14 protein-coding genes and 1 tRNA gene are annotated in these 19,615 nt (G+C 37.3%); 9 read left to right on the top strand and 6 right to left on the bottom strand.

What is annotated here, in order from left to right:
- Nucleotides 1-2: 2 nt before the first annotated feature.
- Nucleotides 3-437: an aminoglycoside 6'-N-acetyltransferase gene (aac(6'), locus tag ACWNMY_RS15620; RefSeq protein WP_449539186.1), complete on the top strand. Its 435-nt coding sequence runs from the start codon at nt 3-5 to the stop codon at nt 435-437.
- A 50-nt stretch (nt 438-487) separates the two neighbouring features.
- Here aac(6') and ACWNMY_RS15625 read toward each other — a convergent pair whose 3' ends face one another.
- A complete protein-coding gene (locus ACWNMY_RS15625; RefSeq protein WP_449539187.1) occupies nt 488-1,309 on the bottom strand; it encodes a hypothetical protein in 822 nt (273 codons plus the stop codon).
- A 168-nt stretch (nt 1,310-1,477) separates the two neighbouring features.
- Between ACWNMY_RS15625 and ACWNMY_RS15630 the strand changes: the two genes are divergently transcribed.
- Complete coding sequence (locus tag ACWNMY_RS15630; RefSeq protein ID WP_449539188.1) at nt 1,478-2,005, top strand: DUF6241 domain-containing protein; 528 nt, start codon at nt 1,478-1,480, stop codon at nt 2,003-2,005.
- Between the two features lie 469 nt (nt 2,006-2,474).
- Entirely contained in the window at nt 2,475-3,734 is a 1,260-nt protein-coding gene (locus ACWNMY_RS15635; RefSeq protein ID WP_449539189.1) for a S8 family peptidase, read from the top strand.
- A gap of 33 nt (nt 3,735-3,767) precedes the next feature.
- Here ACWNMY_RS15635 and ACWNMY_RS15640 read toward each other — a convergent pair whose 3' ends face one another.
- Together ACWNMY_RS15640 and ACWNMY_RS15645 are read right to left on the bottom strand one after the other, a co-directional pair.
- A complete protein-coding gene (locus tag ACWNMY_RS15640; RefSeq protein ID WP_449539190.1) occupies nt 3,768-4,112 on the bottom strand; it encodes an ArsR/SmtB family transcription factor in 345 nt (114 codons plus the stop codon).
- A gap of 29 nt (nt 4,113-4,141) precedes the next feature.
- On the bottom strand, nt 4,142-5,899 hold the full coding sequence (locus ACWNMY_RS15645; protein ID WP_449539191.1) for a SulP family inorganic anion transporter: 1,758 nt from the start codon (nt 5,897-5,899) through the stop codon (nt 4,142-4,144).
- 555 nt (nt 5,900-6,454) lie between these two features.
- On the opposite strand from ACWNMY_RS15645, the gene ACWNMY_RS15650 reads away from it, so the two are divergent.
- Nucleotides 6,455-6,528, top strand: a tRNA-Gly gene (locus ACWNMY_RS15650).
- 73 nt (nt 6,529-6,601) lie between these two features.
- On the opposite strand, the gene ACWNMY_RS15655 is transcribed toward ACWNMY_RS15650, so the two are convergent.
- A complete protein-coding gene (locus ACWNMY_RS15655; RefSeq protein ID WP_449539192.1) occupies nt 6,602-7,267 on the bottom strand; it encodes a B3/B4 domain-containing protein in 666 nt (221 codons plus the stop codon).
- Nucleotides 7,268-7,364: 97 nt separating this feature from the next.
- Here ACWNMY_RS15655 and queG point away from each other — a divergent pair, with 97 nt between their 5' ends.
- Nucleotides 7,365-8,498 (top strand): tRNA epoxyqueuosine(34) reductase QueG, encoded by a 1,134-nt coding sequence (gene queG / locus ACWNMY_RS15660; RefSeq protein WP_449539193.1) that lies wholly within the window; start codon nt 7,365-7,367, stop codon nt 8,496-8,498.
- Between the two features lie 148 nt (nt 8,499-8,646).
- Here queG and ACWNMY_RS15665 read toward each other — a convergent pair whose 3' ends face one another.
- Nucleotides 8,647-8,877 carry a hypothetical protein gene (locus ACWNMY_RS15665; RefSeq protein WP_449539194.1) on the bottom strand — a complete coding sequence of 77 codons (231 nt, stop codon included), beginning with the start codon at nt 8,875-8,877 and terminating at the stop codon, nt 8,647-8,649.
- Between the two features lie 473 nt (nt 8,878-9,350).
- Between ACWNMY_RS15665 and ACWNMY_RS15670 the strand changes: the two genes are divergently transcribed.
- From ACWNMY_RS15670 to yhbH, 4 genes are all read left to right on the top strand, one after another.
- A complete protein-coding gene (locus tag ACWNMY_RS15670) occupies nt 9,351-10,235 on the top strand; it encodes an amidase domain-containing protein (protein ID WP_449539195.1) in 885 nt (294 codons plus the stop codon).
- A 94-nt stretch (nt 10,236-10,329) separates the two neighbouring features.
- Nucleotides 10,330-10,809: a tRNA (uridine(34)/cytosine(34)/5-carboxymethylaminomethyluridine(34)-2'-O)-methyltransferase TrmL gene (gene trmL / locus ACWNMY_RS15675; RefSeq protein ID WP_449539196.1), complete on the top strand. Its 480-nt coding sequence runs from the start codon at nt 10,330-10,332 to the stop codon at nt 10,807-10,809.
- A gap of 497 nt (nt 10,810-11,306) precedes the next feature.
- Nucleotides 11,307-13,202, top strand: coding sequence for a PrkA family serine protein kinase (locus tag ACWNMY_RS15680; protein WP_449539197.1), 1,896 nt, complete (start codon nt 11,307-11,309; stop codon nt 13,200-13,202).
- Nucleotides 13,203-13,710: 508 nt separating this feature from the next.
- Nucleotides 13,711-14,892, top strand: a complete 1,182-nt coding sequence (gene yhbH / locus ACWNMY_RS15685; protein ID WP_449539198.1) for a sporulation protein YhbH — start codon at nt 13,711-13,713, stop codon at nt 14,890-14,892.
- Between the two features lie 49 nt (nt 14,893-14,941).
- Here the strand turns inward: yhbH and pelA are convergent, their stop codons facing one another.
- The gene (gene pelA / locus ACWNMY_RS15690; RefSeq protein ID WP_449539199.1) at nt 14,942-19,600 is read right to left on the bottom strand and encodes a pectate lyase; all 4,659 of its coding nucleotides are present in this window, start codon (nt 19,598-19,600) and stop codon (nt 14,942-14,944) included.
- Nucleotides 19,601-19,615: the final 15 nt, after the last annotated feature.

Here is a 19,615-nt window from a genome sequence, read left to right on the forward strand (position 1 = left end):
TTTTGATAGTAAAAGCTAAGGAAACAGAAACAAAGGAACTTGCTAAACTTGCCTTATTATTATGGCCTGACAATGAGGAAGATGAAATTACCCATGAATTTTTAGAATTGGTTCAGGATGAGAATGCAGTTGCCTTTTTAGCTAAAGTTGAAGAAGAATATATTGGATTTGCTCAGTGTCAGTTACGAGTGGATTATGTAGAAGGTACACAAAGCAGTCCTGTAGGTTATCTAGAAGGTATTTATGTGATGGAAGAGCATAGGGGGAAAGGTGCAGCTAAGCAGTTACTACAAGCCTGTGAAACATGGGCGAAGAGTAAAGGCTGTACAGAATTTGCTAGTGATGTTGAACTAGAGAACAGCAACAGTTTGGCCTTCCATTTAAAAAATGGATTTCAAGAAGCAAATCGGATTATTTGTTTGACGAAAAGACTTTAAAAAGCTACCTGTCCACAGTAAAGATTGGGGACAGGAGCTTCTGCATTGTTCTATCTAAATTTTTTGAGTTTTGACTGCGCATACCTAACAAACAGTAGGCCAACTAAGAAGAATAGAAGGCTTAAACTAGAATCCATCAATAAATTATAGGTTTTTACAACTCCAATGTATTTTAATAGATAATCATAGACAATAAAACTAACAATAACAAAAAGGTACCAGGCATTACGTGGCTTGTTGAGATTAATCCAAGCAAGGGCTGCGCCGAACACAAGACCTGTAATCGTATTAAATGCGGTGCTATCACGGTGGAATTTTTCAACCCATTCTACCTGGAAGGAACGTAACTGTAAAATGCCATATAGTGAAAAAGATAAAGTTGTATAAATGCCATAAAATGATAATAAATTGGTTCCGAATCGTATCCACTTTTTTTGTAGCGAATTCCACCAAAGTCTAGCTATAGGAAAATAAATAAATATACCAATTACTGTATACAAAGGGCTCCACCAAAAGTGCTCAAATAAGCCCCATTTGGTAAATAGGATTTCAATTAATGTAAAAAATACTGCCAGAGGAATACCCCAGTACCACTTTAGCCTCAATGCAATAAATAAAACCGCAAATGAGGGCAGTAGGTGTCCATTTATTAAAGCTCCTACATGTGTATCAAATTTATTATCTAAAATTCCAGTATGATATTTATATGCTTTTCCCCAAACATAAACGATGTAATCAAATAAAAGAGTAATACCGACAGCAGTAAAATATAGGATAAATAACCGAAGGGACTTACTTATCCACAATGCTAAACATAGAGCTACTAATCCAATAATTATTAATAGTAGATAAGCCAGTGTACCAACACCCAATAAAAAATACCTCCGACTCATTTTTAGGTATTTTTTCCTATTTTGGCTATACATATGCGTTACTAGATGCAAAACATACCTTATAAGTACCTATATTATGGTAAGATATGAATTGGATGCTACATACTAAAAAGTAATAAAATGGTTTTCTTTCTAGAGGAGGACATAATGAAAAAGTGGATTCTTATTTTTAGTATATTAATAGTCGGTACAATTGGACTTATGTATGGTGTTTTTAAAACGTTTGAAAGTGCTGATGAAGCGAAAAAAACCTCGGGGAGAGAAGAGGTTAGTAAGGTAGAAGAATTTAAGGAACAGACCAAGAAAATTGGTGGGGTCACTGTTGATTTGGGCTTGGATTCAACTCCAGAGGAGCACGAGGTCATTAGCGTGATGCATCAAATGACACATCAAAAGGTGAAGGCGGACAATAAATGGGGCGCAAAGCCTATGATTCCTGATTCAATTGATTCCATCTATAACATCATATTAAAAAGTGATTTTTCTAGGAAAGATGATTTGCTAGCTATTGCAGAAAGATGGAAGAATGGTGATTTTAGCCGGGCAGATGATGACCATAATTATTTCTGGAACTATCAAAATGGTACGATAGGTAAAGCTTATGGATTAATGAACGAAGCTGAAGAAAAAGAATTCATCATTAATAACTTTGGAGAAGAATTTTTACCACAATAAAGCTATTTTTTTCTATCTGTAGACTTGTGGTAGAATTCTTTCTTTATTATCAAGCATGTGATAGATGATTGTAAGCATTCGATGACCAATGGTAACGAGTGCTTTTTTTTTTCTCCTGAAAGCTGTTTAGGTAAAATCTCATTTTGAGAACCGCACGTGTTTTTCTCTTTTACAACCAATATGCCTAAGTCATGGACCAGAGTTATAAGAAATAGTATCTTTTACCCTGTTAAAATAAGATTCTATTATCCTGTTTAATCTAAAGAACGTTCTTTTGTACTAATGTAAAAGCTAGTTTGTTTTGTTAAAATAAAGGAGTAAATATTGTTAATTTTCAAACAATGAAAGGTGGTGTAAGCTATAAAAATTTATTTTTCCAGTCAATATATCTACAATTCCAATCTGTGTTCAGAGTAAAAATCCTAATAACTGATTCCATTCATTATCTACATATTAAAGGAAATGAGGGATGGTATTGCGATCACTTTCAAAGATTGTATCAGTTCTGCTAATGGCTGTGATGTTTTATTCCATTTTTGCAGTCGGGGTATTTGCTGCTCCAAAACAAGAATTACCCTCAAACAGTAATCTACGTGTATTAATTCAACCGCTCAATAAAACTGACAAATCAAAGTTAATGTCTAGCTTTGGTGCCAGGTGGGATTTTGATTCCAAGGGTTTCACAACAACCGTTAATGAAAAACAATTCACTGCACTACAAAAGAATAAGAATGTGAAGGTTTCGCTAGTCGATACAGTATCAATTGCTGCAAAACCTAAAGCCGGTGGGGAAATTGTACCTTCTGACCGAACACCTTGGGGGATTGAGGTTATCTATAATGACTCATCTATTGCTGCAACAGATGGAGGTGACAATATTAGGGTGGCTGTTTTAGATACAGGAACAAATATCAATCACCCTGATTTACAAGCAAATGTTGAACAGTGTAAAGATTTTAGTCAAAATAAATCTCCATTAATAAATGGGTCTTGTACAGATAAGAATGGTCATGGAACACATGTAGCTGGAACGGTCTTAGCAAATGGCGGCACAGGAGATGGAATTTATGGTGTAGCGCCTAATGCAAAGCTTTGGGCATACAGAGTATTAGGAAACAGTGGCTTTGGGTATTCGGATGACATAGCAGGGGCAATACGTCATGCAGCTGATGAAGGTAAAAAGAACGGAGTCAAAGTCGTTATTTCAATGTCTTTGGGATCAAGTTCGAAGGATTCTTTGATTGCTGATGCAGTCACATATGCAGTCAATAATGGTGCATTAGTAGTTGCAGCCGCTGGAAATGAAGGACCAGCACCAAATACAATTGGCTTTCCTGGTGGTCTACACAATGCAATTGCAGTGGCAGCGTTGGAGAATGTTCAACAAAATGGTTCATATCGGGTAGCTGATTTTTCTTCAAGAGGAAATCCGGATACAGATGGTGATTTTATAATTGGTGAAAGAGATGTAGAATTGTCAGCACCTGGGCGTGCAATAGAATCTACATGGAGTGATGGTTCGTACAATACAATTAGCGGTACATCGATGGCTACTCCTCATATCTCTGGCTTAGCTGCAAAAATTTGGGCGGAAAACCCTAGCATGACAAACCAACAACTGCGATTAGAGCTTCAAAATCGTGCTAAAAGTAATGATGTCACAGCAGGACAATATGCTGGAACAGGTGATGATATAGCATCTGGGTTCGGCTTCCCATTAGTAAAGTAAATAGTAACAAAACGGCTAAAATGCGAACCTATTTTAGCCGTTTTTCTCGCTTACCTCTTCACCGAACTTATCTAGTAATGAAATAGTATCAACGAGGTGATTATTAAAAATTTGTTTTGCAACCGAAAGAAGTTCAATAATCATTGGATCTCTTAATGAGTAAATGACGCGATTGCCATCCTTTGTTCCATACACTATATTTTTTGCGCGTAGGACTGTTAATTGTTGTGACACAGCTGAGCCTTCACTCCCGATAAGAGATTGAATTTCATTTACATTTTTATCGCCCTCTGCAAGAAGCTCTAAAATTCGTATGCGTAATGGATGTGCGAGAGCCTTAAAAAAGTCTGCTTTGAATTGCTGCATTTCTAGATTCACTACATTACCTCACTTTCAAAAAAAGCTTTCTAACTTAGAGAAATACTTCTGTTTTTCACCACATTTACCTCTGCACCTGAAAGAGTGCTACATTCCTTAAAGGCAAAATGTCTACATCCAAGACATTTATTGTAATTAATTTGCTCAAGCGCATAATTAATTGCATCACCTGTATGTTCAAAAAAATGTTCTTCTCCGACAGCGGTATACAAACCTGTTTTTATAAGAACACTTCTTGGCTGTGGTTTTATCCCCGATATTAATACGATCCCATGTTTAGAAAAGTCATTTACAATGCTTGCTAAACGAGCTTCGCCAGTTGTGTCCATAAAGGGAACCCTTCCAAGGCGCAACAGCAACACTTTTGGTTTGTAATTAATTGTACTCATGATTTGCTGTTCAAACGCTTGTGCTGCTCCGAAAAACAAAGGGCCTTCAACGTTAAAAATACTAATTTGTGGACAATCATGAGAAGCTGTTACAACATGGCTCTCTACCTTGTTTTGTTTCGTCTCAAGATTTGGTAAGGCTTTTTCTGTTACTATTATATCACTCATTCGTTTTGTAAAAAGAATAACTGCTAAAATAAGCCCCACTTCTACAGCTACTGTTAGGTTCATAAATACCGTTAGTAAAAAGGTAACCACTAGCACAAGAGAATCCCCGGTTTTCGTTTTTAATACATGATAAAAAACGCGGCGCTCACTCATATTCCAAGCCACTAGCATAATAATAGGAGCCATACTAGCTAAAGGAATTCTCGAAGCATATGGTGCAAATAATAGCAAAACTAGTAGAACGATAATCCCGTGAATAACACCTGAGAAAGGAGAGACAGCTCCTGTTTTAATATTCGTTGCAGTTCTTGCAATCGCTCCTGTCGCAGGAATACCACCAAACAATGGGGTAACCATATTGGCAATTCCTTGCCCAACTAATTCACGGTTACTATTATGTTTACTGTTGGTCATTCCATCAGCAACCACAGCTGAAAGAAGAGATTCAATTGCTCCTAGCATAGCAATTACAAATGCTGGTTGAATTAACTGTGTAATCCTCTCGATAGTAATAGTAGGAAACTGAAAGGTTGGTAAATTACTAGGAATATCTCCAAAGGTTGATCCAATCGTCGCAACCTGTGATGGGTAAACAATGGTTGCAACTCCAGTTGAAATAAGTAACGCAATTAGAGATCCAGGAACTTTTGGAAAAAATCGTGGCGTTCCCAGTAACACAACCAAACAAATTGTAGCCGTTAAAATGCTATACATATTTAGCTCGCCTATGTGAACAACAATCTCTCTCATATTATCCAAAAAAAATTCATGTTTCTCAACTTGATCAAGTCCAAGAAAATTAGGCAACTGACCTACAAAAATGATGATCGCAATACCTGTTGTAAAACCAATAGTCACAGGACGTGGTATAAATTTGATTAAGGAACCTAGCCTAAAAATTCCCATGAGGAACAAGATGATACCTGCCATAAAACCAGCAATTAATAGATTTTCAAATCCATAGGTAGCAACAATACCAAATAGAATGGGGATAAATGCACCTGTTGGCCCTCCTATTTGATACCTTGAGCCTCCAAAAAGTGAGATTAGAATCCCGGCAATAATAGTTGTATATATTCCATATTCAGGCTTTACACCAGAGGCAATTGCAAATGCCATTCCAAGTGGTATGGCAATAATCCCAACAACGACGCCAGAAATAAGATCCTTTTGAAAAGATTGAAAGGAATACCCTTCGTACCTGCCCGAAAAAGATTTTTTATGTAGCATATTTATCCTTCCTTCTGAATAATAGAACATCTGATTATTTGAATATAGATAAATAGAATCTACTCCTATAATTAGATAAAGTCAAAGACTTTTTTATGTTTCTGAGGAAAATAAAAAATAGGACTGCCGCTAATAGAAGGCTAGTCCGAATATACTAGTATATAGTCTATTTCGTATTAACGATAAGAAAAGGGAAAACCAACAAGTAAAATAAGAACCATAATTTTTAATAAAACTATTGCAATATAACATCGAGGTATGTATAATAACTAAAGTAATAAAAAAAGAAAAAAACTTCGACAAAAAATTACAAAACGACTTGCAATGTTTTTACACACTTGTTATAATGTTCTCATAATTCGTTAACAAATGTAATAGAATATTTATTAAATGTGCGGGTGTAGTTTAATGGTAAAACCTCAGCCACGAGCAAGGCTTCAATGAATAATCTGCGAGTTGCCTCGACGGATTCACTTCAGGAAGTAGCTTGTAGAGGAAGAGGCATGTAAGGCCAAAAAGACGTATCGGATATTTAATAAAATTAATAAGTAATGTGCGGGTGTAGTTTAATGGTAAAACCTCAGCCTTCCAAGCTGATGTCGTGGGTTCGATTCCCATCACCCGCTCCATACATATATAACGCAGTGTTTCGTTTCATTGATAAACGAAGTGTTGCGTTTTTTTATTTTTACAAGAAACGAATTATGATATTAAAAAGGAAGTAGCAGTCCCACCATGTACTTGAGTAAACATGGCTCCAAGAGACGAAATTAATTTTTCGCAGTTTTCATTTTGCAGGGAAGGCTTTACATATACAATCTGTATCGCATTTCTTGTTTCAAGAGTAACGGCAGTTCGTTTGGAATCTACATAGGGACTACCAAAAGCACCAGAATGATCACTTGAAACAATTTTATCCTTCATTGAAAGTACTCTTCCATTAATCCCTTCGTATTCATCCTCAGCTTGTCCCACTTTAATCACAATGTCACCATTTATTTTATCTGCATCATATATACCAATTGGTACTTCGTATTGGATGGAAAAGAAATTATTTAAATCCGCTGCAGAATGAATGGACTGTAAAAAATTTTGCTTTTGAATCCGACGATATATGGCTTCAACTGATGGTCGATAGCGATTAGGGTCTGTGCCTACCTGCTTGAAGATAGATCTCCATTCAGCAATCCCAGCAACGTCTGTAACAGGTTTATCTTCTAAATCGAAAAAGAGTGACTCTTGAAAAGTCTGCAGTCTACCACGAATCATTTGTGGAGATTCACCAACTTCGATTTGATTATATGTAATAATTCCTACTTTCATTGTAGGAACAAGTTCTTTCAATTGTGGTGAAAGAAGAATTTCCATCTTTTAATCCCTCCAAAAATTGTTAAGAATAGTGTACCATATATCCTAGTAACTCATTAAATAGAACGGTTTAGTAAATAGAAAGGAGGACAACAAATTGAACATATCACAGTTTCAAAAGGAACTTATCGAATACAGTAAAACAATCGGAATTGATAAAATAGGGTTTGCAAGTGCATCTCCTTTTGAAGAATTAAAAGCGAGATTAGTTCGGCAACAAGAACTAGGCTATCAATCAGGGTTTGAGGAAAAAGATGTTGAAAAAAGAACAAACCCAGAGCTGTTATTGCCAGGTGCAAAATCCATTATAGCAATAGCTTTAGCGTACCCATCAAAGCTTAAGGATGCACCAAGAAGCACTAAAAGTGAACGTCGTGGTCTATTTGCTAGAGCATCATGGGGAGAAGATTATCATCATGTTCTTCGTGACCGTCTTCAAAAACTAGAAGCGTATATTTTAGAAAAATTACCAGATGCGAGAGTTCAGTCTATGGTTGATACAGGTGAACTATCTGATCGCGCAGTAGCGGAACGGGCGGGGATTGGTTGGAGTGGTAAAAACTGTGCAATCATCACACCAGAGTTTGGATCGTATGTCTATCTAGGAGAAATGATTACGAATATCCCATTTACTCCTGATACCCCAATTGAAGACCAATGTGGATCATGTACCGCATGTCTTGATGCATGTCCAACTGGCGCACTCGTTCAGGGGGGACAGATTAATGCTCAACGATGCATCAGCTTTTTAACGCAAACAAAGGATTTCTTGCCAGATGAGTTCCGTACCAAGATTGGGAACAGATTATATGGCTGTGATTCCTGTCAGACAGCATGTCCGAAAAACAAAGGGGTTGATTTTCATTTTCACGAGGAGATGGAACCAAATCCTGAGGTCGCAAAGCCATTGTTAAAACCAATTTTATCGATAAGCAATCGCGAGTTTAAAGAAACCTTTGGTGAGCTTTCTGGATCGTGGAGAGGGAAAAAACCAATACAACGAAATGCAATCATTGCACTCGGACATTTTAAGGACAGTAGCGCCATACCTGAACTGACAAAAGTATTAAGGGAAGATCCAAGACCGGTCCTCCGCGGTACGGCAGCATGGGCCCTCGGGAAAATAGGGGATGAAAGTGCTGTTCAAATTTTAAAAGAAGCAAGTACACGAGAAATGGACGAACAGGTGCTAGAGGAAATTGAAAAAGGGCTTAAAATTCTGACTAATTAAAAGCTATGTTGAACCTTTTTCGCAAAATCAAGGAAAAGGTCTAAACCTGGGAATTTTCATTTGTTTTCCCTTATTCTTCCATATATAAATGGTTTATAAAGCCAAGATACGAAAAATGCATTCGCAAATGAGGTTTGTGAATGCATTTTTATAAAATAACTAAATAAAGCATGCGCAAGATCCAGGAAAAGGAAAAAAGAAGCTGGAAATCAAGTTCATTTTCCATAATCTTCCACTTGCGAATGGTTTCTTCGTCAAAAATAGATAAATGCATTCGCAAATGAGGTTTGCGAATGCATTTTAATAAAATAACTAAATAAAGCATGCGCAAGATCCAGGAAAAGGAAAAAAGAAGCTGGAAATCAAGTTCATTTTCCATAATCTTCCACTTGTGGATGGTTTCTTCGTCAAAAATAGATAAATGCATTCGCAAATGAGGTTTGCGAATGCATTTTAATAAAATAACTAAATAAAGCATGCGCAAGATCCAGGAAAAGGAAAAAAGAAGCTGGAGACTCTATATGTTTTCCTTAATCTTCCACATATGAATGGTTTCTTCGTCAAAAATAGATAAATGCATTCGCAAATGAGGTTTGCGAATGCATTTTAATAAAATAACTAAATAAAGCATGCGCAAGATCCAGGAAACCGAAACCTACACTCACTATCCTACATCACCGGTATCTTAGCAATAAACGTTAAGTACACCCATCATGCCGAAAAACCACATGAAAAAAAACTCCACCAGGCATCCCAAATAAGAACTTACTTCCCCAAAATCAGCATAAAATAAATATTTTCCCACAAGGCTTCATATTGTGTAGTATGACAGCATGAAGGTGGTGTTACATATTGAAAGCTACTTTAGCAAATGTAATTGAGGCCAAAGCCCAGTTGCTAGTTGGAAATAAACGAAATGCTTCAATTTTTGAATTACCTGAAAAGGACCTTGAGCTTATACATCGTAAAAAAGAACTCCTCGCGGAACGATCTGCTGAAATTGTAAAATGCCATACAACTGGTCAAATCATTAAAGTATCTAATGAGGATGGAAAACAACATCTCCACTATCTTGTTCACAATCAATATTTAATTCGTCAAAATAAAAACCTATACCTTGAGGAGCAATGTGAAGAAAGAAAAGCAACATTTACCTTAAATAAACTGGTTCATGATGAAGAACTACCAAAGCTAACAGAGGCAGCCTATGAACCAATGAATCGTGAAGTAGAAAATGAAGACGTTAGAAATTTTAAATATAACCGATTAGCAGCCGTTCAGTATGCGGAAAGATGGTGGAATGACTACAATCCGAAATACAAAAAATTCAATGATAATTGTACGAATTTTATTTCTCAGTGTTTACATGCAGGGGGAGCACCTATGTATGGGTATCCGGACCGTGGAAAAGGGTGGTGGATGCAAAATAATAATTGGAGCTATAGTTGGTCTGTTGCGAATGCCTTAAGATGGTATTTAAGTGGCTCACGAAAAGGCCTGCAGGCAAAAGAGGTCTCGTCCCCAAAGGAGCTCTTATTAGGAGATATCATTTGTTATGATTTTGAGGGTGATGGCCGATTTAATCACAATACAATTGTTGTTGCAAAGGATGTGGAAGGCAATCCACTTGTAAATGCGCAATCACAAAATAGTCGTATGAGATATTGGTCGTACTATGATTCAACAGCTTACACGCCAAATATAAAATATAAGTTTTTTCATATTACCAATAACTAAGGTACGGAAAAATTTTAAATAGATTGAAACAAGGATTTGTCTTTTTTGAACACGCATTGCGATTCTGTTTTTGGTATAATAACGATTGAGGTGAATGAAAGTGGGAATACATGTCGTATTATACCAACCAGAAATACCTGCAAATACAGGTAATATCGCACGAACATGTGCAGCAACTGATACAACCTTACATTTAATTCGTCCCCTTGGTTTTTCAACGGATGACAAAATGCTTAAGCGAGCTGGACTAGATTATTGGGAGTATGTAAAGATTTATTACTATGATTCTCTAGATGAGCTTTTTGAGAAATATAAGGATGGAGAATTTTTTCTAATCACAAAGTTCGGGAAAAAAGCACATACGTCCTTTGATTATCGTGAGTTACAAAAGGATTATTTCTTTGTATTCGGCAAGGAGACGACTGGTCTGCCGAAGGATTTAATTGAAAGAAATATCGACCGTGCATTACGACTTCCAATGACGGAGAATGTGCGATCCCTTAATTTATCCAATACTGCAGCAATCCTCGTATATGAGGCATTAAGACAACAGAATTATCCAGGACTCACTTAAATAAAAATGACCCTTACCTAACTTGGTAAAGGTCATTTTTATTATTTTTTGTTTACAGTTGGTTTGTCTTCATAGCCACCAGTGAAAATGGCTACTAAAAAGGCAAGACATACTCCTAAAACTAGGATGAGATTCATGTGCTCTTCCTCCTTTTATGTATCCATAGCGATCAAGTAATTTCAAAAAAACACACTATACTTGTATTATAACCCAATTTTATTTTTGTGTGAATGCAATCTATGGCAAAATGTAAACATTTTCGAACCTTTCAAACATAGGCACATACACTATGACTATCCCTTTAAACATGCTTATCTATACGCAAACATCAAAAATAATTTTCAATTTGTCCAATAGTGAAGATTACGGTAATTATTCAAATTATTCAGAATTGGACATGCTGAAATTTGTAAGATTAAAGCATGTTAGAGGACATCCTCGCATACATTTTAGTAAACCGTGCAAAGAACATCAAAGATGGAGGAGGCCCCTAATTAATGGATATTCTAAAGAAGATAGAGAGGTTTCGTGAAGAGGAACAACGTTTAAAGTGGGAAGGCACCTTTTCTGAATACTTGGAGATTTTAAAAGAACAGCCATGGGTTGCTCAGTCTGCTCATTCCAGAGTTTATAATATGATTAGGGATGCAGGTGTTGAAGAGATAAATGGAAAACGAAAATATAAATTCTTCGACCATCAACTATTTGGACTTGAGGAGCCGCTGGAGCGCCTTGTTGAAGAATACTTTCATCCAGCTGCAAAACGCTTAGATGTTCGTAAAAGAATCTTATTGCTAATGGGACCTGTGAGCGGTGGTAAATCCACATTGGTTTCAATGCTAAAGCGTGGATTAGAGACATACTCACTGACGGACAGAGGTGCAGTATATGCCATAAAAGGGTGTCCAATGCATGAAGATCCACTTCACCTTATCCCACAACATTTGAGAGAAGACTTCTTTGATGAATACGGAATTCGAATTGAAGGTAACTTATCCCCATTGAATATGATGAGATTACAAGAAGAATACGGTGGCCGCATTGAGGATGTAAGGGTTGAGCGAATCTTTTTCTCGGAGGATAAGCGAGTTGGAATTGGTACTTTCAGCCCGTCAGATCCAAAATCTCAGGATATTGCAGACTTAACCGGTAGTATTGACTTTTCAACGATTGCAGAATTTGGCTCAGAATCTGATCCACGTGCCTATCGTTTTGATGGAGAGTTAAACAAAGCGAACCGAGGAATGATGGAATTCCAAGAGATGTTAAAATGTGATGAAAAGTTCCTTTGGCATTTACTTTCCTTAACACAAGAGGGGAATTTCAAAGCGGGCCGATTTGCGTTAATTAGTGCAGATGAGCTAATCGTTGCTCATACGAATGAAACAGAATACCGTTCCTTCATTGCAAACAAGAAAAATGAGGCATTGCATTCACGGATTATTGTTATGCCTGTACCTTATAATTTGCGTGTTTCAGAAGAAGAGCGTATTTATGAAAAAATGATTAATGAAAGTGATGTTCGAGATGTTCATATAGCTCCTCACACATTTAGAGTAGCAGCCATGTTTACAATCTTAACAAGGTTAAAAGCGCCTAAGAAAGGCGATATCGATATAATTAAAAAGATGAGACTATATGATGGTGAAAGTGTGGAAGGCTTTAATGCAGTAGATGTGGAGGAACTTAAAAAGGAATACCAAGATGAGGGAATGAGTGGTATTGATCCTCGTTATGTCATAAACAGAATTTCCTCGACGATTATTCGAAAGGAAATCCCATCAATTAATGCATTGGATGTTTTACGTTCCTTAAAGGACGGACTTGAGCACCATCCATCCATTTCAAATGAAGATCGTGAACGTTATTTGAACTTCATTTCAATTGCGAGACGTGAATATGATGATATTGCGAAAAAAGAGGTTCAAAAAGCATTTGTGTACTCATACGAAGAGTCTGCGAAAACATTAATGGATAACTATCTTGATAATGTTGAGGCATATTGTAATAAAAATAAGTTGCGTGACCCATTAACGGGTGAAGAGATGAATCCAGATGAAAAACTAATGCGTTCCATTGAAGAGCAAATTGGAATCTCTGAAAACGCGAAAAAGGCATTTAGAGAGGAAATTCTTATTCGAATCTCAGCCTATGCACGTAAAGGAAGAAGGTTTGATTATAATTCACATGAACGCCTTCGTGAAGCGATTCAAAAGAAATTATTCGCTGATCTAAAGGATGTAGTGAAAATTACAACCTCTTCAAAAACACCAGATGAGCAACAATTGAAAAAGGTCAATGAAGTTGTAGCAAGACTGATTGACGAACATGGATATAATTCTACATCGGCAAACGAGCTACTTCGCTATGTAGGAAGCTTATTGAATCGATAACAAAAAAAGTACGCCTTGGCGTATTGGCGGAGGGATTCATCCCCACATTAAATAGATGGTGATGAATACTGAATAAAGTGAAGGGGTTAGGCCAAAATGAATGGTCTAATCCCTTGTTTTTCACTTTTAGAAAGTTAGGATTCAATAATAAAAAACTTGTCCGTTTTGTAAGCAAACCCTTTTAGAGTCTTTTATGAAACTTATAGTAGAATAATATAAGTTTTTTCCTTATTGCTACGGAACTTGTCTATTTTTAAAGTCTCGTAGCCTAATTTACGAAATTTTTTGTCAATAATACAATATTCTTGCATAGTATAGAGTAATCTACTATTCCTTTATTTTTGCTACCAAGTAGAAAGTAGTTGGTCTCTTTTTTATTTCCAAACTAATGTAGTGTTCGTACAGTTTTTCTATTTCTGATGACCTTCAAAAACCGTCAAAATAATGTATGTAAGACAAGGTGAAAATGTGAATGGTTTTACAAAAAAAATTTAGGAGGGGAAAGCTTATGTCGAAAGGTAACTCAAAGAACTTTGTCATTTCCCAAGAAGATTGGTCCCTCCATCGCAAAGGCCATGATGACCAGAAAAGGCACCAAGAAAAGGTGCAGGATGCGATTAAAAACAATTTACCTGATTTGATAACGGAAGAAAGTATTATCATGTCAAACGGAAAAGATGTTGTTAAGATTCCGATACGATCCTTAGATGAATATAAGATCCGTTATAATTATGATAAAAATAAACACGTTGGCCAAGGAGATGGGGACAGCCAGGTTGGTGACGTAATTGCAAGAGATGGTTCAGGACAGAGTGCTGGGAAAGCGGGTCCTGGTAAAGGGCAAGGTGCAGGCGATCAAGCGGGAGAAGACTATTATGAGGCTGAGGTTTCGCTAATGGAACTTCAGGAAGCATTGTTTAAGGAATTGGAGCTACCAAATCTGAAACGGAAAGAACAGGACCAAAATGTTGTTGAGAACATCGAGTTTAATGATATCCGTCGAACTGGATTAATGGGGAATATTGATAAGAAGCGGACAATGATGTCAGCATATAAACGAAATGCGATGGCAGGAAAGCCTAGTTTCCATCCGATTTTTCAAGAAGATTTGAAGTTTAAAACCTGGAATGAGGTTGTGAAACCAGATTCGAAGGCTGTTGTCCTTGCAATGATGGACACGAGTGGAAGTATGGGAATCTGGGAGAAATATATGGCTAGAAGCTTCTTCTTCTGGATGACTCGTTTTCTTCGCACAAAGTATGAAACGGTTGAGATTGAGTTTATTGCTCATCATACCGAAGCGAAAGTGGTGTCAGAAGAGGATTTCTTCTCTAAAGGTGAGAGTGGAGGGACGATTTGTTCCTCGGTATATCGAAAGGCATTAGAAATTATTGATGATAAATATCCTACAGCACGATACAATATTTACCCGTTCCATTTTTCAGATGGCGATAATTTGACCTCAGATAATGCTAGATGTGTGAAGCTTGTAAGTGAATTGATGAAGGTTTCAAATATGTTTGGTTATGGTGAGGTAAATCAATACAACAGGCACTCAACTCTTATGTCAGCCTATAAAAACATTGAGGATGAAAAATTTAAGTATTTCATCTTAAAACAAAAAGCAGACGTTTTCCATGCGATGAAGAGCTTTTTTAAGAAAGACGAAGAGAATAAGTTATATGCATAAAAAAAGAGAGGGGAGACCCTCTCTTTTTCATATGAACTGTGAAGTAAACTTAAGAAGTTACTCCTTTTCTCCGATAATGGAAAACCCCTACACTAATACCAACCAATGTTATTAGAATGCCATATACAAGCCAGTTGTAAATGGATGTTGCAGTAGTTGGAAGTGTATTGTCCCCTTGTGTATCCCCATTACCAGGGTTGTTCCCATTACCAGGGTTGTTCCCATTGCCAGGGTTATTCCCATTGCCAGGGTTGTTCCCATCACCAGGGTTGTTCCCATTGCCAGGGTTATTCCCATTGCCAGGGTTGTTCCCGTTACCAGGTTGTTCGCCGTTACCAGGTTGTTCGCCGTTACCAGGTTGTTCACCGTCACCAGGTTGTTCGCCGTCACCAGGTTGTTCACCGTCACCAGGTTGTTCGCCATCACCAGGTTCTTCAACGTCGCCTGGTTCTTCAGGTTCAGCTTCTGTAGGGTCCCAACCTTTTAATACATTTTTCACTGTCCAAGCAGCGGCTTCCTCATCTGTTAGTTGTTTTCTTGACTCATTGATAGCAGCACCAGGTCCAAAGTTTTTGTATTCAAACAAACGTGCATCCTCTGGATTTAACCCACTCATTGACGTCCAGCCTTCTGCCTTAATATGTGGACCGAGTTCACTATTCATGAACACAACACTGCCCTTAGCACTTGGATTGCCACCAGCAGGCCATGGTCTACCTAAATAAACAGTACCTGCAGGGGCATCACTAGTAAGTTTACTGTCCTTAATTAAAATACCATACGGGTTTGTATCCAAGGTGCTTGCCGCAGTAATATATCCATTATTTGAATCTGAACCACGATCTAGTGAATGAATGATAGAATCCTCGAAGACCACACTTGCTGCTCCGAAGATGAAATCAACATCACCTTCCACATATACTGAGTTATAGTATTGGCTTCCAGAATGTACATAAAGTGTATCTTGGTTACCAATAAATCTCACATTTTTAAAGTATTGTCGTTCACCTGCTGCGTATACTGCAACAGCTTGTTTGCCGCTCACATCAGTTGAGTTTTCATCAAATGAATTCTCAAAGATTACATTTTCAACTCTAAAATCATTTGCTCGGAGGTAGACACTTGCACTACCACTAGTGCCAAGAGTCCCACCAACTCCATTGTCCCTACCAGCATAATTATCATACGTGATAATTGTTTGGTCTGCACTTTCACCAATCATTGTAATGAATGGTTTATTGTTTGGAATTGTGACAACCTCTTTGTAGATTCCATTTTTAATAAAAATCGTAACAGGAGTCGTGTTATTAGCTGGGATTGAATCAATTGCTGCTTGAACTGTTGAATAATCCCCAGTTCCGTCCTGAGCTACAAAGATTTCATTTTCAATTTGGTTTACCTGTTCTTCTAAACTTTTTACTAGTTTAGTTTCATTTTCTGCTAAAAGTCTTCCATATTTATCCTCGGATTTGCTTCCTACAGTCTTAACATATACTTTATTTGTAAAGTTCCCTGTTTCTCTGGCAACACTTAATAATTTTGTTCCCCAATGACCACCCCAAGAATAGCCATTTCGTCTTTCTTCTTCAATTTCCTTGATGTCATATTTGATCACACCATCTCGACCAGAGAATATCCCTTTATTTGTTCCAATTTCATAAAATCTATACCAAGCAGTTGAATTTGGATCTTCAACAAAATAGACATTATTAGGATCACCGCTAACATAACGGGTGTTTTCCAATTTAACTTCATCCAACCATTCAAGAGCAGAACGAACAGCATTCTTGATTTCTTCTGTTTGTGGTCGGGACATAAGGAAGGTAATAATTCCTATTGATTCCGAACCAGAAATGGAAGGGTGCTCATAAGCACGTGCTCCACGTGGTTCAAATGTGTATGGATCATGCTGTGCACACCAAGCTGTTAATTTTCCATCCACTTCTATTTGTGCTTGTAAAATATAATCAATCCCACTTTGAATAGAGAGCTTGATACTTTGGATATAGGAATCGCTTACTACATCTGAATCGAAAGGATATCTTTTTGCTACAATATTGTCCATCATTTCTAACACATTGATCATTGCTTGGTCATTAAAGGTGACATAATCTGAGTAATTTCCTCTTTCTGGGTAGACTTGCGCAAATCCACCTGTGTCGTGCTGCAATTTGAATAAAAACTCAATTCCTTTTTCAATACTTTCTTTGTACTTTTGATCTCCTGTTTCTCGGTAAACCTCTGCTAAGAATAAGATTTCTTTGATAGTACCATCATTATCAATGGTTCCTAGTTCTTGGCCGTTATTATTTACCCACTCTGAACGAGATTCTTTCCCATCCCATGGTCGCTCATAGATATGTGGCCAGTTCTTAGTCCAACCACCATGTTCCATTTGCCAAGTTAATAGATTATTCGCTTTTCGAATCGCGTCGTTCAGATCACCTTTAAAGGTTTCCTTTTCAGGCTCGATTATATATTCAGCATTTATATCTAACTCATCTAAACTATTTAACATGAGTACCGTTTGTCCAAATTTGTTTTTGCCTTTTGCAGCCTTATCAATTCTAAGATTTTTAAAAGTAGGACTTAATGTTGACCAAGCACCTGTTGCAGCAACTACCTCAATATCTGAAAAATCGAATTCATCGAAATAGCTGTTTAATGTAACAGCAAGTAGGGTACTTGATATTGCATGAACATCTGCAATTTGAACCGTGTTACTTTGATTTTCGGTAGATAGTGAATCTACTATATTTTTTGCTTCACCCCAAGTTAGAGGTTGATTTTCAGAAGGAAGGCTGAATGTACCATTTAGGTTCTTACTAATTTTTTCTGCTTCTTGCTTCGTTACTGTTTGATTAGGCTTAATCTTACCGCCATCAACTAGTTCATCCATATAGCCTGCTTCTTCCGCTGCAGCTACGATATAGGAATACCATTCATTAAGTGATACTTCCCAAACCTTTGTATCGGAGCTCAATCCTTTAAATTGTTCTTCTTTAACGAAACCAAGCTTGCTGTTGATTAAGGACATGAATTCTAGTCTTGTAATTGGATCATTGTCAGCTGCTTGCCTTTCAACAATAATTCCCAATTCATTCAGTTTCTTTAAATAGAGGCCACTTACGACTTCGGATAATTCAGTATCCTCAATATCGATATCCTCATCTCCAGAGGCATTCTCTTTATTATGAATTCTTAAGTGGTCAATGTTTCCGCCACCACTTGGTCCAACACCTGTAGCACGAATTTTATTTTCACCAGCTTTTAATGTTGCCTTTGTCGACGTATAAACCCAGTTTGTCCAAGCACCAGTTGGGTCAAATGCTAATGATTCAGCTACCACCTTATCATTTACCTTGATTTCTGCTGGTCTAGCATCAGTTCCTCCAGAAGCATATCTAAAGTCAAGGAAATACTCTCCATCAATAGGGACATTAACAGTCCACTCGACCCAGCTTCCTGGAGCATTCGGACTATAATCGATAAATCCAGTTCCTGTAAAACCTGGGTGCTTGTTATCGATAATGACACCAGTCTCATCAAGTAGTGCATCCTCGGCTTCGAAAATTTCATCATATTCCATAGATACTTTTAGATGGTCAATATTTGCACCGCCACTTGCTCCAACGCCGGTAGCGATAATGACATTTTTTCCAGCTTTAAGTGTTGCTTTCGTTGAAGTATAAGTCCAAACTGCAAAGCCACCCGTTGGATTAAAGGCTAACTTAGGAACAACAACTTCACCATTCACTTTAATCTCTGCTGGACGTTCGTCAGTTCCTCCATGGGCATAACGAAAATCTAGGTTATACTCACCATCGACAGGAACTTCCACAGTCCATTCAATTGAACCACCTGGCGCGTTAGGTACCATATCAACAAAACCAGTTCCTGTAAAACCAGTATGTTTATTATCAATAATTGCTGCAGTTAGTTTCCCATCCTCAGCTTCATATACACCATCTTTATCGTCTGAGGAAGGGGGAGTTGGTTCTTCAGGCTCTGTTGGCTCTTCAGGTTCTTCCGGAGCCACAAGAGGTAAGGATCCTGAGATTTTGATATCATCAACATAGTGTCCATCAGTACCACTATTTGGTGTAAATGACTCAAAGAAGTTAATTTTTGAAGCTTGCTGATTTAATGAAGCATGCTCCAACTTTAGCTCTCCATCAATGTACACATTTGCTTTTTTATTTTGTAAGTCAACCTCTACTTTGATGTCGTACCACACATTTTCTTCTACTGTAACTAATGGTTCATAGGTATCTCCCGTGCGATATGTAATACTATCGTTTTTTGTTTCAATAATAACAGGAGTTCCGTCACCTTTTAATCTCATAACTTTGGTCGAACTTGTATATTTCGGTTGCATAAACTTCATTTGAACAGTTACAACATTTACAAGTTCATCAAAGGATTTACTAATTATTACATTTGTTGAATCGCTTGTATCCTCTAAAAATACACTTTTGTTAGAAGTGTCAGGTACATCTACTACATTTACTGTTCCTCCACTTTCAGAAACATCAAACCCTGTTGGGTTTTCTCCAGTACTATCATTATTAAAGTCTTGTTCAAAAAGGAAGGTAGGCTCATTTGTTTCTTCAGCTTTAACTATTATAGGAGATGCTGAAGAAAAAAGGCTCGTAAAGGTAAGAATCACTGCTAATGCGAGATAACTAAAACGCTTTAGTAATAACATTCATTTTAACTCCTT

It is taken from the genome of Ferdinandcohnia sp. Marseille-Q9671 (genome assembly GCF_976954385.1).